Genomic DNA, 13,805 nt, shown 5'->3' on the forward strand with positions numbered 1-13,805 from the left:
CATCCCCGCGATGCGGCCCGTCGGGGCGCGCGGGGATCGTTTGTAATCCTCAGCACGCTATTCTAATCACGCAGGCGCGGGATACAAGGCATCCCGCGGCCGCGGCGCCGGACGGCCCCGCGCGACAGGCACCGACATGGGCACCGACACGGGCAGGAACAGCAGATGACGCAGATACGGGAAATGGGCGTGCGGCGCTTCGGACGGGTCAACTGGCTCGGGCTGTGGACGCTCGCCGAACGGGAGACACGCCGCTTCATGGCGGTCTGGACCCAGACGCTCATGGCGCCGCTCATCACCGCCGGGCTGTTCCTCGCCATCTTCTCGCTCGCCATCGGCACGCGGCGGGGCGAGGTCATGGGCGTGCCCTTCGTGGAATTCCTCGCCCCCGGCATCCTGATGATGACGGTGATCCAGAACGCCTTCGCCAATACGTCCTCGGCCATCATGATCGCCAAGGTGCAGGGCAACATCGTGGACACGCTGATGCCGCCCCTGTCGCCCGCCGAACTGGTGGCGGGCTACCTGTCGGGCGCGGTGTCGCGGGGGCTGTTCGTGGCCGTGGCGATCCTGATCGTGGCCGCGATCTTTCTCGGGCAGGGGATGGCGCACCCGATCTGGGTGCTGGTCTATGTCGTGCTGGGCAGCGTGTTCCTCGGCGCGCTGGGGATCATCGCCGCGATCCTCGCGAACAAGTTCGACCAGATGGCGGCGATCACGAATTTCATCATCACGCCGCTCAGCTTCCTGTCGGGCACGTTCTATTCGGTCGAGGGGCTGCCGGGCGCGATGCAGATCCTGACCCATGTGAACCCGGTCTTCTACCTGATCGACGGGGTGCGCTACGGGGTGATCGGCGCGTCGGACAGCAGCCCCTGGATGGGCCTGCCCATCGTGGGCGTCTTTACCGTCGCGGCTCTTGCCCTGTGCCTGCGCTGGTTCCGGACGGGATTCCGGATGAAGGCCTGAGCGGCAGGCCGCGTCTCGGCCGCTGGCCGGGCGCGGCGCAAGCCGTCGGAAGGGGACGTGGGCGTCGGCACGGTCCGCCGTGCCGACAGTGGCACCCTCACGCGCGCGCCGTGTCGCAGGCAGGGTCCCCGGTTCAGGCCCCGTGCGCGCCGTCGGCGAGGCCCCTGACGAAATTCAGGATCTCGGGGACCGGGCGGCCCTCTTCGACCTGCTTGACGATGGCGGTGCCCACGACCGCGCCATCGGCCACCGACGCGATCTCGCGCGCGCTGTCGGGGGTGCGGATGCCGAAGCCCACGATCACCGGCAGGTCGGTCTGCGCCTTGATCCGGGCGACCTCGGGGGCGACATCCGCGGCACTGGCCGCCGCCGCCCCGGTGATCCCCGTGATCGACACGTAGTATACGAAGCCCGACGTGTTCTGCAGCACCTTGGGCAGGCGCTTGTCGTCGGTCGTCGGCGTCGCCAGCCGGATGAAATTCAGCCCCGCCGCCTGCGCGGGGATGCACAGTTCCTCGTCCTCCTCGGGGGGCAGGTCCACGACGATCAGCCCGTCGATCCCGGCGGCCTTGGCGTCCTTCAGGAACGTGTCCACGCCGCGCGAATAGATCGGGTTGTAGTAGCCCATCATGACGATGGGCGTCGTGTCGTCCACCTCGCGCAAGGACCGCGCCATGTCGAGCGTGCGTTGCAGCGTCTGGCCTGCCGCCAGCGCCCGCTGGCCCGCAAGCTGGATGGTCGGGCCGTCCGCCATCGGATCGGTGAAGGGCATGCCCAGCTCGATGATGTCGACGCCTGCACCGGGCAGCCCGCGCACCAGTTCCAGCGAGGTGTCGTAATCCGGATCGCCCGCCATGACATAGGCCACGAAGGCCTTGCGTCCCTCGGCCCGCAGCGCGGCGAACTTGGCATCGATACGGGTCATTCTGCGGTCTCCTCCGGTGGTCGCCGGGGTGTGGCCCATGCGCGCGCAAAAGGCAAGGTGCGCCCGCTTGCGCCCGTGCGGCGCGCGGCGTAGGGAAGCGCCGGGCCAAGCGAAGGAGCGTGCCATGGGGTTCAAGATGGGGATCGTCGGTCTGCCGAACGTGGGCAAATCGACCCTGTTCAATGCGCTGACCCGCACGGCGGCGGCGCAGGCTGCGAATTTTCCCTTCTGCACGATCGAACCGAACGTCGGCGACGTGGCCGTGCCCGATGCCCGGCTCGACAGGCTGGCCGCGATCGCCGGCAGCAAGCAGATCATTCCCACGCGCATGACCTTCGTGGATATCGCGGGTCTGGTGAAGGGTGCCAGCCAGGGCGAGGGGCTTGGCAACCAGTTTCTCGCCAATATCCGCGAATGCGACGCCATCGCCCATGTCCTGCGCTGCTTCGAGGATGACGACGTCACCCACGTGGATGGCCGCGTGGACCCGGTCGCAGATGCGGAAACGATCGAGACGGAACTGATGCTCGCCGATATCGAAAGCATCGAGAAGCGGCTCGCGAACCTCACCCGCAAGGTGCGCGGCGGCGACAAGGAGGCCGTGCAGCAGGAACGGCTGCTCAGGGCCGCCCTTGCCGCGCTGGAGGAGGGCAATCCCGCCCGCAGCGTGGAGGTGGATGCCGAGGATGCGAAGGCGTGGAAGATGCTCCAGCTCCTGACCACGAAGCCGATCCTCTATGTCTGCAACGTGGAGGAAACCTCGGCGGCCACGGGCAATGCCCAGTCCGCGCGGGTGGCCGGAATGGCCGCGGCACAGGGGGCGGCCACGGTCGTCATCTCGGCAGCCATCGAGGAAGAGATCAGCCAGCTCGATGCCGAGGAAGCGGCGGTGTTCCTGTCCGATCTGGGGCTCGAAGAACCGGGGCTCGACCGGCTGATCAAGGCGGGCTACGACCTGTTGCAACTCGAGACCTATTTCACCGTTGGCCCCAAGGAAGCGCGCGCCTGGACGATCCGGCGCGGCACGCTGGCCCCGCAGGCGGCGGGCGTGATCCACGGCGATTTCGAACGCGGCTTCATCCGGGCCGAAACCATCGCCTATGACGATTTCATCGCCTTGGGCGGCGAAGCCGGCGCGAAGGACGCAGGCAAGATGCGGGTCGAGGGCAAGGCCTATACCGTCAAGGATGGCGACGTGCTGCATTTCCTCTTCAACGCCTGAGATAAGGGGTGGACGGGGCCGCGCCCCACAGCCCATGGTCGGGGCATGAAGGCGTTCCTCGTGACCCTGCGCGAATTCCTGTGGACCGTGATCGCGGTGCTCGCCGCGGGCGCGCTGGCGGCGGCCGTGCTGATCCCTGCGCAATTCGCAGACCGCAGCGCGCGGGTGTTCGAGGCGCTGCAGGACGAAGGCTTCGACGTGCGCATCAAGACGCCGCTTCTGGAGGCCGATTTCACGCGCGTGACGCAGGAAATCGCCGACAGCGACTCGCGGGTGATCTTCCTTGAAGAACGGCTCGCCGAGATGCAGGCCCAGAACAATAGCCTGTGGACCGCCATCGACGCGGCCGCAGAGGCCGGCTTCGACGTCGAGATCGATGTGCCGGTCAGCGAAATGCAGGAAGGCGAGGGGGAGCCGTCGGCGTCGACACCGCCATGGGTCGTGATCGCCGGCACCCAGCGCAGTCTCGACGGGCAGCGCGCGCAGCTTGGGCTGCTGCAAGCCGCAGGCATCGAGGATGCGGTGATCCTGCAGGTGGATGGCTGGTTCCAGACCGCGGTCGTCTATGACGGCGGGCGGGCGGCTGCCGAAGCGGGGCTTGCGCGCGTGTCGGAGGTGGTCGGCGCGAACCGCGGGGCCTATGTTCGGGCACTGGACCGGATTTGCCCCAGCCATGAGGAAACGCCGGGAGACCCGAACCTTTGGAGGTGTGAGACATGACGCTCGACAAATCCTGGATACGAGCCGCGCTGGCGGCGGGGCTTATCGCACTTGCCGCGCCACTGGCGCAGGCCCACGGCATGCTGGAGCGCGATTTCATCGTGCAGGAAAGCCCGGCGGATGTCGCGACCACGACCGAGGCGCTGGTGGCCGCCATCGAGGGCGCCGGGGCCACGGTGTTTGCCGTGATCGACCACGCGGCCGGCGCCGCGTCGGTGGACCAGTCGCTCAACGACGCGCAGGTGGTGATCTTCGGTAATCCCGCGCTCGGCACGCAGGTCATGCAGGACGACCTGCTGGCCGGGCTCGCGCTGCCGCTGCGCATCCTCGTCTACGAAGGCGATGACGGGGTGACCCGGCTCGCGCACGAGGATCCGTCGGCGTTCCTCGGCGGCTACGATGTCAGCCCCGAGGCGCCCTACATGGAAACGATCCGCGGCGCGCTGATGCGGCTCGGCGCCGCGGCCATCGAGAACGTCCAGCCCTGACGCGCCGTCCGCGGCCGGGACAGGCCCGGACGCCATGTGAACGCAGGGCGCGATCCCACACCAGACGTGGCGCCACTATAGCAGGCGTGTGCCCGCCCGCAGCCCGACGCCTGCCACGTCCGAACCCGTGCGCGGGGCACGGGCAGCGGCCATGACGGCTCACCCCAGCGTAGCCAGCGCCGCGCGCAGGTCCAGCGCCCCGTCATAGAGCGCCCGGCCCGAGATCGCGCCCGCGACCACGCCGGTGTCCCGCAGCGCCATCAGGTCGTCCAGCGACGACACGCCGCCCGATGCGATGACCGGCACCGACACGGCCCGCGCAAGCGCCGCCGTGGCCGCGATGTTTGGCCCGCCCATGGCGCCGTCCCGCTCGATGTCGGTGTAGATGATCGCGGCGATACCCGCGTTCTCGAACCGCTGTGCAAGGTCGGTGACCGTCAGATGCGTCTCTTCGGCCCAGCCGCGCGTGGCGATGCGCCCGCCCCGCGCATCCAGCCCCACGGCGACCTGTCCGGGAAACGCCTTCGCCGCCGCGTGCACGAGGTCCGGGTCTTCCACCGCCACGGTGCCAAGGATCACGCGCGCGACGCCCTTGTCCAGCCACGTCTCGATGGTGGCCATGTCGCGGATCCCGCCGCCAAGCTGCGCGGGGATATCCGTGGCCGCAAGGATCGCCTCCACCGCCGCGCCGTTCACCGGTGCACCCGCGAAAGCGCCGTTGAGATCCACGAGATGCAGCCAGCCGCAGCCCGCGTCCTGGAACGCCCGCGCCTGCGCCGCCGGATCGTCGCCGAACACCGTGGCCTTGTCCATGTCGCCCTTGAGCAGGCGCACGCACTGGCCGTCCTTCAGATCGATGGCGGGGTAGAGGATCATGTTGCAGGGTCCTTTCGCGGCGGCGGCACGGATGTCGCGCGGTGTCTTGCACGGGGGCGCGGCGAAGCCAAGAGGGTCGGGCGCGTCCCCCGCAGCCGGACGCAGACGATGCGCCGCAGCGTCACGCTTGCCCCGCATGCCCTGCGCGGCATTGTGGCGGCGGAACGCAGACGAGGAGGATGCGATGCGGGGATGGAAGGGACTGACGGCCGCGCTGGCGCTGGCCGCGGCGGCGGGGGCGGCGCAGGCCGACCCGGTGGAAGGCGTCTGGCAGACCCAGCCGGGCGATGACGGTGCGTTCGGGCATGTGCGCATCGCGCCCTGCGATGACGCCCTGTGCGGCACGCTGGTGCGCGCCTATGACGGCGACGGCCGCGCGCGCGACACCGACACGCTGGGCCGCCGGATCGTCTGGGACATGGCCCCGCAGGGCGGTGGCGCTTATGGCGGCGGCAAGATCTGGGCGCCGGACCGCGACAAGACCTATGCGTCGAAAATGACCCTCGATGGCGACCGGCTTGAGGTCTCGGGCTGCGTGATCGGCATCTGCCGCAGCCAGACCTGGGCGCGGGTGGACTAAGACGGGTCTCGGGCGCGGGCCACGTCGCAACGGGGGCAGGGCCGGGTTCGGGCGGGGGCCGTCTGCCCCGCCGGCCCCTGCGGGGCGTTCGCGCCGGAAACGCTTCGCAGGGGCGTTCCCCAGGCGACGCTCACCCCCCGAGGAATCCTTACGACTGAAGACGACCGCGCTGTGCGGCAGGCCGCGTTTGCCCGATCGGCAGGACGACGGGCAATGGGCCGCGCCGCTCAGGGCCGCCAGCGCAGGAAATTGGCGATCATGCGCAACCCGGCGGCCTGGCTCTTTTCCGGGTGGAACTGCAACCCGATGATGTTGTCGCGCGCCACGATGGCGGTGACCTCGCCGCCGTAATCCACATGGGCCAGCCGCTGCGCCGGATCCGCGACCCGGAACTGGTAGGAATGGACGAAATAGGCGTGATCGCCCGTGGCCACGCCGTCCAGCACCGGGTGGGCGCGGTCGATCACCAGGTCGTTCCAGCCCATATGCGGCACCTTCAGCGCCGTGTCGGCAGGCGCGATCGGCACCACCTCGCCGCCGATCAGGTCCAGGCCATCGGTGACCCCGTATTCGTGCCCGCGCGTCGCCAGCATCTGCATGCCCACGCAGATCCCCATGAAGGGCACGGCGCGGACCGTCACGGCCTCCACCATCGCCTCGAACAGGCCCGTGCGCGCGCGCAGCCCCGCAAGGCAGGCGGGGAAGGCCCCGTCGCCCGGCAGCACGACGCGGGTCGCGCGGGCCACGTCCTCGGCGCGGTCGGACACGATCACCGGCCCGCCGCCCGTTTCGGCCGCCATGCGCTGGAACGCCTTTTCCGCCGAATGCAGGTTGCCGCTGTCGTAATCGATCAGGACGGTCGTCATGGCCTACAGGCTGCCCTTGGTGGACGGGATCGCATCGCCCTTGCGGGCATCCGGCTCCAGCGCGTCACGCAACGCCCGCGCCACCGCCTTGAACGCGGCCTCGGCGATGTGGTGGCTGTTGATCCCGTGCAGCGCGTCCACATGCAGCGTGATCCCGCCATGGGTGGCCAGCGCCTGGAAGAATTCGCGCACCAGTTCCGTGTCGAAGGTCCCGATCTTCGCCGCCGGGAAATCGACGTTCCACACGAGGTAAGGTCGCCCCGACAGGTCGAGCGCCGCGCGCACCAGCGCATCGTCCATGGGCAGCAGGCACGCGCCGTACCGCCGGATGCCGCGCTTGTCGCCCATCGCCCGCGCGAGGGCCTGCCCCAGCGCTATCCCGACGTCCTCCACCGTGTGGTGGTCGTCCACATGCAGGTCGCCCACGGCCCGCACCTCCATGTCGATCAGCGCATGACGGGCGAGCTGGTCCAGCATGTGATCGAAGAAACCGACACCGGTGGCGTTGTCGTACCGTCCCGTCCCGTCCAGATCGACGGTCACGGCGATGTCTGTTTCCGCGGTCTTGCGGCTGATGGTGGCTGTGCGCATGCGCTGTCTCCGGGCTGCCTGCTGCGCGCTTATAGGCAGGCGCCGCGCCATGTCCAAGCGGGGCCGCCCCTTGCAGCGTGAAATTCTGCGCCCCCACGCAGCCTGCCGCCGGTCATTGTGCCGAATCGTGTTCCGATATACGGTTAACGAGTGCTTAACAAATGGCGGGGAGCCGACATGGAAAATATCGTGAAACCCTTGGTGGTCGCTGCGGCGTTGGCGGGCATGGCCGTGACCGCGCAGGGTGCCGCCTTCACACCGAGCTTCGACGTGCCGAACTTTCCCGGCACCCAGTTCGACGTGGAAAGCGACCCGGCCTACAACGACTATTATGCCGAGAATTTCGGGATCACGGTCGTGAACGCCTATCTCTACAAGGACAGCCGCGACACGTTCGACGGCATCGGCATCGCAAGCGGACCGGTGGCGCGTGCGGGCAGCACGGCGGCGCCCCGCGAATTCGGGCGGATCAACTTTCTGGATACGACCGACACCGTGACGATCGATTACTGGGCGCTGGAGCCATCGGTCTACGCCGCGTATTCGCCCACGGGCGCGCTGGTGGACTCCGTCTCGGTTCCGGCCGAGATCTCGACCATGACCCTCGATGGCGGGATCATCGGGTATATCCTGTTCTCCGCCGAACGGTCGGCCTTTGCGACGATCAGCTCGCTGACCTACAATTACGACGGCACGACCGACGGCGTGAACGACGATATCGTCGATGCGCCGGTGCCCCTTCCTGCCGGGTTCGCGCTTCTGGCGCCGGTCCTGATTGGGATGGGCGGGCTGTCGTATCGGGCGCGGCGCCGGGCTGCCTGATCTCGGCTCGCCACTGCCGGTTCAACCGCGCGCCGGAAACGGCGCGCGGGTCATGCCATGTCGCGCAGGGTCCGCTGGCACAGCCATACCGGCACGCGAGCAGTCGCATCTGAAAAATCGGGAAACGGATCATCCTGGAGCGGGCGATGAGATTCGAACTCACGACCCTTACCTTGGCAAGGTAATGCTCTACCCCTGAGCTACGCCCGCGTCCGGATGCCGGTCTCTTCCTGGAGCGGGCGAGGCGATTCGAACGCCCGACCCTTACCTTGGCAAGGTAATGCTCTACCCCTGAGCTACGCCCGCACCCTGAAGAGTAGCGGTTCTCTAACGACAGCGCCGCGCGGGTTCAAGCGGAAAAACGGCCCTCTGACGTGAAATGACCGCGGTGCGCGATGGCCGGCCGCGCCGCGCGCCGGTCAGCGGAACAGCCGGCCCAGCATCCGCCCCGTGGCCTTGCCCGCGATGCGCCGCCCGATCCGGCGGGTGATCGCGCCCTTGCGGGGCGACCGCACGGCCTGCACATCGCCCAGCAGCTTCGCCAACAGGTAAAGATTGCGCCGCAATGTGTTGATCTTCATTCTGGTTTTCCCGTTTCATACCGATCTGACGGCGTGATCCCCGATGTGCGTCCGCACGGACCGGCGCGGCGGCGGCGCCCGTCCGGTATCCGCGGGGCACGCCCTAGGGCGGTCTGCGCCGCCGCGCAACCCGTGGGCCGCCGGGTTCAGGGGCATGCGCGTCACCTTGCGGCTGGACAAAACGCGCCCGCGCGGCAAACCTGCGGCCACGTTCAACGGAGCAGACCATGACCCCGTCCAAGACCCCCTGGCACCATTTTCCCGTCGCGGCACTGACCCTGCTGTTCTATGCCCTCGCGGCGCTGGAATACGCGCTGACCAAGCTGGGGGTCTCCGTCTGGCTCGGCCTCTTTCCGGCCGAACTCGCGGATCTCGTGGCCGGGCTGTCGCCTTGGGTGAGCGCCATCTGGGCCATCGGGACCTGGGGCGGGCTCGTGGGCGCGTGGCTTCTGTGGAAGCGCAACCGCTGGTCCGTGCTGCTTCTTCTCGCGGGGGCCGCGTCCCTCGCTTTCCTGACGGTCTGGACGAGCCTGTTCACGCGGCCCACGATCTTCGGCGCGGCGGGGTTCATGGGGTTCTACGTGATGGCCGGATCGACCGCCATCGCGGCGCTGATCTACATCTACGCACGGTGGGAACGGACCGAACACGCGCTGGCCTGATCGGCCTCCTGCCGGTCAAACGCTCCGTCCGCGAGCGTGGTCGTTACCATGTATCACGCCGGCCCCCGAACGATCAGCGTCAGGAGCGGGCGGGCGTTGCCCCCACGCATCTGTTGGATGAGATGCGAAAGGCGCGCGCAGCCCCGGCCGATCCCCTGAGGCGCTCGACCGCCCGGTTCCGTCAGCGCTCCGGCATCAACCCGCGCGGGCTGAAGCGCAGCACCAGCAGCAGCACCACCCCCATGGTCAGAAGCCGCATCTGCGCAGCACCCGCCAGCAGATGATCCTTCAGCGCGCTGCCATCGGGCAGGGGGGCGGTCACGACCCCCAGCAGCCACTGGCCCATCGGTTCCACCTGCACCCACAGGAACCACACGAGCATACCGCCCAGCACCGACCCGAAATTGTTGCCCGATCCGCCCACGATCACCATCACCCAGATCAGGAAGGTATAGCGCAGCGGCTGGTAGCTCGTCGGTGTCAGCTGCCCGTCCAGCGTCGTCATCATCGCGCCCGCCAGCCCGCAGACCGCCGAGCCGATCACGAAGATCTGCAGATGCCGCGCCGTGACGTTCTTGCCCATGGCGCTCGCCGCCACCTCGTTGTCGCGAATGGCGCGCATCATCCGCCCCCAGGGCGACCGCAGCGCCATCTGCGCCAGCACCAGCACCACGACCAGCACGGCCGCCAGCAGCAGCGAATAGCCCGCCTTGACGTAAAGCGTGGAGGCCGTCACCGGGTCCAGCCCCCACTCCGCCGCCCGCGCGACGAAATCCGGGCTGGCCTGCAGGTCGATCTCGTTCGGCACGGGGCGCGGCAGGCCGTTGACGTTCTTCACCCCGCGGCTCAGCCAGTCCTCGTTCTTCAGCACGGCGATGACGATTTCCGAAATCCCCAGCGTGGCGATGGCCAGGTAATCGGCCCGCAGCCCCAGCGCGGTCTTGCCGATCACCCATGCGGCCCCGGCCGCCAGCAGCGCGCCCACTGGCCAAGCCAGCAGCACCGGCAGGCCGAAGCCCCCCAGATAGCCGCTCACCGCCGGGTTGACGTCCTCGATCGCGCCCACGGCGGGCGCCATCACCGCGCGGTAGACGAAGAACCCCGCCACCACCCATGCGGTCATCCCCAGCCCGCGGATGCGCCCCGCCGGCAGCCGCCGCCACAGCGCGACGGCGCCGACGATCACGCCCGCGCCCAGGGCAAGGCCCGCCATGGCGCGCAACCCACCGGCGGACCATGCCTCTGGCACCGGCGGCATGGACACCAGCACCACGGCCAGCCCGCCCAGTGCCACGAACCCCATGACGCCCACGTTGAACAGCCCGGCAAAGCCCCATTGCAGGTTCAGCCCCAGCGCCATCACCGCCGACACCAGCCCCATGTTCAGGATCAGCAGCGCGGAATTCCAGCCCTGCACGATCCCCGTGCCCACGATCAGCGCCGCCACCAGCGCGAACAGTCCCGCCTCGCGCATCGTCATGCCGTGCGCCCTCCATAAAGCCCGTTCGGCCGGAAGATCAGCACCACCACGAGGATCGCGAAGCTGACCGCGAACTTGTAATCCGTCCCGAGGATCTGCAGCAGCCCCGCGGGCTCCCACCCCTCGGGAACAAGATACGTCACCACCCGCTTGAACGCATAGGTCACGCCCACCTCGGAAAAGGCCACGACGAAGCCACCCGCGATGGCGCCCACCGGATGACCGAGGCCCCCCACTATGGCCGCCGCGAACACCGGCAGCAGAAGCTGGAAATAGGTGAAGGCGTCGAACGACTTGTCGAGCCCGTAAAGCGTGCCCGCGATCGTCGCCAGCCCCGCCACCAGCAGCCATGTGATCCGCACCACCCGCTCCGGGTCGATGCCGGACAGCAGCGCCAGATCCTCGTTATCGGCATAGGCGCGCATGGACTTGCCCGTGCGCGTGCGGTTGAGAAACCAGAACAGCGCCGCCACCACGATCACCGCCGTCACCAGCGTGATCGCCTGCGTGCTGCGCAGCGCCAACCCCTCGTCCAGCCCCGTCATCTCGCGGAACTGCCGCACGCTGACGACGAAACGCGCCCCATCGTCGAACCGCTGGCTGTCCACGCCGATGATGAAGCGCACCAGCCCGTTCATCACGAACATCACGCCCACGGACACGATCAGCAGCATCACCGGGTTGACCTTCTGCGCGCGGTAGAAGCGATAGACCACACGGTCGGTGCCCAGAAGCAACAGCGCCGTCACCGCGATCCCCAAGGGCAGCGCGAGCAGCGCCGTGGGCAGCGGGGCGATGGACACGCCCAGCCCCTGCAAGCCCCAGGTGCCGAAGATCACGACCATGGTGCCAAAGGCCATCGTGTCCCCGTGCGCGATATTGGTGAAGCGCAGGATGGCGAAGACAAGCGTCACCCCCATCGCCCCCAGCGCCAGTTGCGCGCCGTAAGCCATCGCCGGGATGATCACGAAATTGGCCAGCACGATGACCGCGTTCAGAAAGTCGATCATTCTAGGCGGCTCCTAATGCACGTTCCATGTTGTTGACTTGCAACGAGTTCAGACCCGAGAACCGTGTGCCTGCTATGGACAGCAGAACCAGCGTCGCTGACTGTCGTGGTTTGAACAACGCCGCTTTCCAGCAGCTCAAGAAAACTGGAGGCGTTGGAACCGCGAATGGCTAGGACTGTGGCCGTTCCGTTGTTTGCAACGAGTAGAGCCTCTTGAGACTGGGGATCCCAAGTGAATTCGATTGTGAAATCAGTGGCTTTGCAACCAGACTCTGGCGAACAAGTCGAAGTGAAATTGCAGTCGTACCTTTCGACGTCAGAGAAAGCTGGATCTGGGAGTGACAGCAGACCCCCCAAAAGGGTCGAAAGGATGATGTAGCCCTTTCTTTGCATCACTCGTCCTCGCAGGTGCCGATATAGCTGACCATGGCCGGGCCATCCGTCAGGTGCAGTGTATAGCGTGCGCTCTCGTCCGGGCCGATGGTCAGGATCTGCACGCTGGACGGGCCGCGCGCGAGCACCAGCGTCGCGCCGCTCTGCGCCACGCCAAGCTCGCCCGTGACCTCATCCGCCGGGCCGCCCAGCCGCACCGACATCTCCTCGGGGCCGGGACGAATGCGCAGGACGAAATCGGCTTCGTCGCAGGGCTCGTTCTCGAAACACTCGGTCGTGAAATGGCAGGCCGCGTCGATGGCCGCGGCGGGCAGGGCGGTTGCGCCCGCAAGCGCGGCGAACAGAGCGCCAAGGATGAAATGTCGCTCGCCCGGCGGCAAGCCGGGCAGCCCCCGACCGCGGGCTATGCCCCCATAAGCGGCCGGGTGCAGCCCTTGCCGCGTCGCGGCGACGTCGATGCACGACACGACCTTCATTCCGACCCCTCCGGCGTCGCCTCGGCGGTGCAGCGACCCTCACGGCTCACGATCCGCGCCGCGGCCTCCGGGTCGGACACCACCAGCACGGCCAGACCTGCACGCGGTCCGGATTGCGCAAGGTCCAGCACGGCGACCCGGTTGCCGTGATCGATGTCCGGCGCGGTGCGCAGGCTCAGCCAGACCCCCTCGCGCCGCACGGCGGCCAGCCGGGGCGGGCTGTCGTCCAGCCGCAGGACCGCCAGCCCCGGCGCATCCGCCACGGGCACGGCCCGCGCCGATGCAGCACTGTCGAACGCCGCGCGCCCGTCGATGCTGGCCGTGGTGAAGGCGCAGACCAGCGCGCCCGCCAGTGCCGTGACCGGACCCGCCACGCCTCAGCCCCCCAGGAAACTGCGGCGGACCTCGGGATCGGCCAGCAAGGCCGCCCCGGTGTCGGTGTAACGGTTGCGCCCCTGCACCAGCACATAGCCGGTGTCGGCGATCTCCAGCGCCTGCCGGGCGTTCTGTTCCACCATCAGGATGGAAATGCCCGTCCGCGCCACCTCGATGATGCGGTCGAACAACTCGTCCATCACGATGGGGCTGACCCCGGCGGTGGGTTCGTCCAGCATCAAAAGCCGCGGATGGGTCATCAACGCGCGCCCGACCGCGACCTGCTGGCGCTGCCCGCCCGACAACTCGCCCGCGTGCTGGTGGCGCTTGTCTTTCAGGATCGGGAACAGGTCATAGACCTGCGCGATGGTGTCGGCGATGTCGTCGCGCCGCAGGAAGCCCCCCATCTCCAGGTTCTCCTGCACGGTCATCGTCGGAAAGATGTTGCGGACCTGCGGCACGAAGCCCATGCCCGCCGCCACCCGGTCCTGCGGCGTGAGCCCCGTGATGTCCCGCCCGTCGAGCGTGACCGTGCCCGCGCGCAGCGGCAGCATCCCGAAGACGGCCTTCATGGCGGTGGACTTGCCCGCGCCGTTGGGGCCGACGATCACCGCGATCTCGCCCCGCGCGACGGTGATGGTAAGGTCATGCAGAATGTCCGCAGCGCCATAGCCGCCGGTCATGCCGCGCGCGTCAAGGAAGGGCGCGGTCATGGGCGAACCCGCTTCGGAGTCATATGCGAGTCATATGAAAGTAATATGCGATTCATA

General features: G+C 68.3%; 17 protein-coding genes and 2 tRNA genes. 7 read left to right on the plus strand and 12 right to left on the minus strand.

Going from position 1 to position 13,805, the window contains the following annotated elements; genetic code table 11:
- The first annotated feature begins 165 nt into the window (after positions 1-165).
- Entirely contained in the window at positions 166-969 is an 804-nt protein-coding gene (locus tag DDE13_RS10690) for an ABC transporter permease (protein WP_235868669.1), read from the plus strand.
- Positions 970-1,102: 133 nt separating this feature from the next.
- On the opposite strand, the gene trpA is transcribed toward DDE13_RS10690, so the two are convergent.
- The gene (trpA, locus tag DDE13_RS10695; protein WP_111404075.1) at positions 1,103-1,894 is read right to left on the minus strand and encodes a tryptophan synthase subunit alpha; all 792 of its coding nucleotides are present in this window, start codon (positions 1,892-1,894) and stop codon (positions 1,103-1,105) included.
- 124 nt (positions 1,895-2,018) lie between these two features.
- Here trpA and ychF point away from each other — a divergent pair, with 124 nt between their 5' ends.
- Genes ychF through DDE13_RS10710 form a run of 3 tightly spaced genes read left to right on the plus strand, consistent with a single transcriptional unit; the run spans position 2,019 to position 4,324 of the window.
- A complete protein-coding gene (ychF, locus tag DDE13_RS10700; protein WP_111404076.1) occupies positions 2,019-3,116 on the plus strand; it encodes a redox-regulated ATPase YchF in 1,098 nt (365 codons plus the stop codon).
- Between the two features lie 45 nt (positions 3,117-3,161).
- Positions 3,162-3,836 (plus strand): hypothetical protein, encoded by a 675-nt coding sequence (locus tag DDE13_RS10705; protein ID WP_111404077.1) that lies wholly within the window; start codon positions 3,162-3,164, stop codon positions 3,834-3,836.
- Positions 3,833-4,324 carry a DUF302 domain-containing protein gene (locus DDE13_RS10710; RefSeq protein ID WP_111404078.1) on the plus strand — a complete coding sequence of 164 codons (492 nt, stop codon included), beginning with the start codon at positions 3,833-3,835 and terminating at the stop codon, positions 4,322-4,324. Before DDE13_RS10705 ends, DDE13_RS10710 begins: the two co-directional genes overlap by 4 nt.
- A 159-nt stretch (positions 4,325-4,483) precedes the next feature.
- On the opposite strand, the gene hisA is transcribed toward DDE13_RS10710, so the two are convergent.
- Positions 4,484-5,200 (minus strand): 1-(5-phosphoribosyl)-5-[(5-phosphoribosylamino)methylideneamino]imidazole-4-carboxamide isomerase, encoded by a 717-nt coding sequence (gene hisA, locus DDE13_RS10715; RefSeq protein WP_111404079.1) that lies wholly within the window; start codon positions 5,198-5,200, stop codon positions 4,484-4,486.
- A 184-nt stretch (positions 5,201-5,384) separates the two neighbouring features.
- Here hisA and DDE13_RS10720 point away from each other — a divergent pair, with 184 nt between their 5' ends.
- Entirely contained in the window at positions 5,385-5,780 is a 396-nt protein-coding gene (locus DDE13_RS10720) for a DUF2147 domain-containing protein (RefSeq protein ID WP_111404080.1), read from the plus strand.
- A 227-nt stretch (positions 5,781-6,007) separates the two neighbouring features.
- Here the strand turns inward: DDE13_RS10720 and hisH are convergent, their stop codons facing one another.
- Both hisH and hisB read right to left on the minus strand, forming a co-directional pair.
- A complete protein-coding gene (gene hisH, locus DDE13_RS10725) occupies positions 6,008-6,646 on the minus strand; it encodes an imidazole glycerol phosphate synthase subunit HisH (RefSeq protein ID WP_111404081.1) in 639 nt (212 codons plus the stop codon).
- 3 nt (positions 6,647-6,649) lie between these two features.
- A complete protein-coding gene (gene hisB / locus DDE13_RS10730; RefSeq protein ID WP_111404082.1) occupies positions 6,650-7,237 on the minus strand; it encodes an imidazoleglycerol-phosphate dehydratase HisB in 588 nt (195 codons plus the stop codon).
- Positions 7,238-7,414: 177 nt separating this feature from the next.
- Between hisB and DDE13_RS10735 the strand changes: the two genes are divergently transcribed.
- On the plus strand, positions 7,415-8,059 hold the full coding sequence (locus tag DDE13_RS10735; RefSeq protein ID WP_111404083.1) for a hypothetical protein: 645 nt from the start codon (positions 7,415-7,417) through the stop codon (positions 8,057-8,059).
- Positions 8,060-8,194: 135 nt separating this feature from the next.
- Here the strand turns inward: DDE13_RS10735 and DDE13_RS10740 are convergent.
- The 3 genes from DDE13_RS10740 to DDE13_RS23210 all read right to left on the minus strand — a co-directional run bounded on the left by DDE13_RS10740 (position 8,195) and on the right by DDE13_RS23210 (position 8,640).
- Positions 8,195-8,269, minus strand: a tRNA-Gly gene (locus DDE13_RS10740).
- A gap of 21 nt (positions 8,270-8,290) precedes the next feature.
- Positions 8,291-8,365 (minus strand) — tRNA-Gly (locus tag DDE13_RS10745).
- A gap of 113 nt (positions 8,366-8,478) precedes the next feature.
- Positions 8,479-8,640, minus strand: coding sequence for a hypothetical protein (locus tag DDE13_RS23210; RefSeq protein ID WP_222626079.1), 162 nt, complete (start codon positions 8,638-8,640; stop codon positions 8,479-8,481).
- A 227-nt stretch (positions 8,641-8,867) separates the two neighbouring features.
- Here DDE13_RS23210 and DDE13_RS10750 point away from each other — a divergent pair, with 227 nt between their 5' ends.
- Complete coding sequence (locus DDE13_RS10750) at positions 8,868-9,302, plus strand: hypothetical protein (protein ID WP_111404084.1); 435 nt, start codon at positions 8,868-8,870, stop codon at positions 9,300-9,302.
- Between the two features lie 181 nt (positions 9,303-9,483).
- On the opposite strand, the gene DDE13_RS10755 is transcribed toward DDE13_RS10750, so the two are convergent.
- From DDE13_RS10755 to DDE13_RS10775, 5 genes are all read right to left on the minus strand, one after another.
- Positions 9,484-10,776 carry a branched-chain amino acid ABC transporter permease gene (locus tag DDE13_RS10755; protein ID WP_111404107.1) on the minus strand — a complete coding sequence of 431 codons (1,293 nt, stop codon included), beginning with the start codon at positions 10,774-10,776 and terminating at the stop codon, positions 9,484-9,486.
- A gap of 2 nt (positions 10,777-10,778) precedes the next feature.
- On the minus strand, positions 10,779-11,789 hold the full coding sequence (locus tag DDE13_RS10760; RefSeq protein ID WP_111404108.1) for a branched-chain amino acid ABC transporter permease: 1,011 nt from the start codon (positions 11,787-11,789) through the stop codon (positions 10,779-10,781).
- A gap of 394 nt (positions 11,790-12,183) precedes the next feature.
- Positions 12,184-12,660, minus strand: a complete 477-nt coding sequence (locus DDE13_RS10765; RefSeq protein ID WP_111404085.1) for a hypothetical protein — start codon at positions 12,658-12,660, stop codon at positions 12,184-12,186.
- Complete coding sequence (locus tag DDE13_RS10770) at positions 12,657-13,034, minus strand: hypothetical protein (RefSeq protein ID WP_111404086.1); 378 nt, start codon at positions 13,032-13,034, stop codon at positions 12,657-12,659. Before DDE13_RS10770 ends, DDE13_RS10765 begins: the two co-directional genes overlap by 4 nt.
- A gap of 3 nt (positions 13,035-13,037) precedes the next feature.
- Positions 13,038-13,748 carry an ABC transporter ATP-binding protein gene (locus DDE13_RS10775; protein ID WP_111404087.1) on the minus strand — a complete coding sequence of 237 codons (711 nt, stop codon included), beginning with the start codon at positions 13,746-13,748 and terminating at the stop codon, positions 13,038-13,040.
- Positions 13,749-13,805: the final 57 nt, after the last annotated feature.

The sequence above is a fragment of the Meridianimarinicoccus zhengii genome, from assembly GCF_003254465.1.
GTDB lineage: Bacteria > Pseudomonadota > Alphaproteobacteria > Rhodobacterales > Rhodobacteraceae > Meridianimarinicoccus > Meridianimarinicoccus zhengii.

Excerpts from the sequence above, each read along its gene's own strand:
- DDE13_RS10690 (WP_235868669.1), top strand. The coding sequence starts at position 166 with ATGACGCAGATACGGGAAATGGGCGTGCGGCGCTTCGGACGGGTCAAC.
- DDE13_RS10765 (WP_111404085.1), bottom strand. The coding sequence starts at position 12,660 with ATGAAGGTCGTGTCGTGCATCGACGTCGCCGCGACGCGGCAAGGGCTG.
- DDE13_RS23210 (WP_222626079.1), bottom strand. The coding sequence starts at position 8,640 with ATGAAGATCAACACATTGCGGCGCAATCTTTACCTGTTGGCGAAGCTG.
- hisB (WP_111404082.1), bottom strand. The coding sequence starts at position 7,237 with ATGCGCACAGCCACCATCAGCCGCAAGACCGCGGAAACAGACATCGCC.
- DDE13_RS10705 (WP_111404077.1), top strand. The coding sequence starts at position 3,162 with ATGAAGGCGTTCCTCGTGACCCTGCGCGAATTCCTGTGGACCGTGATC.
- ychF (WP_111404076.1), top strand. The coding sequence starts at position 2,019 with ATGGGGTTCAAGATGGGGATCGTCGGTCTGCCGAACGTGGGCAAATCG.
- DDE13_RS10735 (WP_111404083.1), top strand. The coding sequence starts at position 7,415 with ATGGAAAATATCGTGAAACCCTTGGTGGTCGCTGCGGCGTTGGCGGGC.
- trpA (WP_111404075.1), bottom strand. The coding sequence starts at position 1,894 with ATGACCCGTATCGATGCCAAGTTCGCCGCGCTGCGGGCCGAGGGACGC.
- DDE13_RS10775 (WP_111404087.1), bottom strand. The coding sequence starts at position 13,748 with ATGACCGCGCCCTTCCTTGACGCGCGCGGCATGACCGGCGGCTATGGC.
- hisA (WP_111404079.1), bottom strand. The coding sequence starts at position 5,200 with ATGATCCTCTACCCCGCCATCGATCTGAAGGACGGCCAGTGCGTGCGC.
- DDE13_RS10710 (WP_111404078.1), top strand. The coding sequence starts at position 3,833 with ATGACGCTCGACAAATCCTGGATACGAGCCGCGCTGGCGGCGGGGCTT.
- DDE13_RS10755 (WP_111404107.1), bottom strand. The coding sequence starts at position 10,776 with ATGCGCGAGGCGGGACTGTTCGCGCTGGTGGCGGCGCTGATCGTGGGC.
- DDE13_RS10750 (WP_111404084.1), top strand. The coding sequence starts at position 8,868 with ATGACCCCGTCCAAGACCCCCTGGCACCATTTTCCCGTCGCGGCACTG.
- hisH (WP_111404081.1), bottom strand. The coding sequence starts at position 6,646 with ATGACGACCGTCCTGATCGATTACGACAGCGGCAACCTGCATTCGGCG.
- DDE13_RS10720 (WP_111404080.1), top strand. The coding sequence starts at position 5,385 with ATGCGGGGATGGAAGGGACTGACGGCCGCGCTGGCGCTGGCCGCGGCG.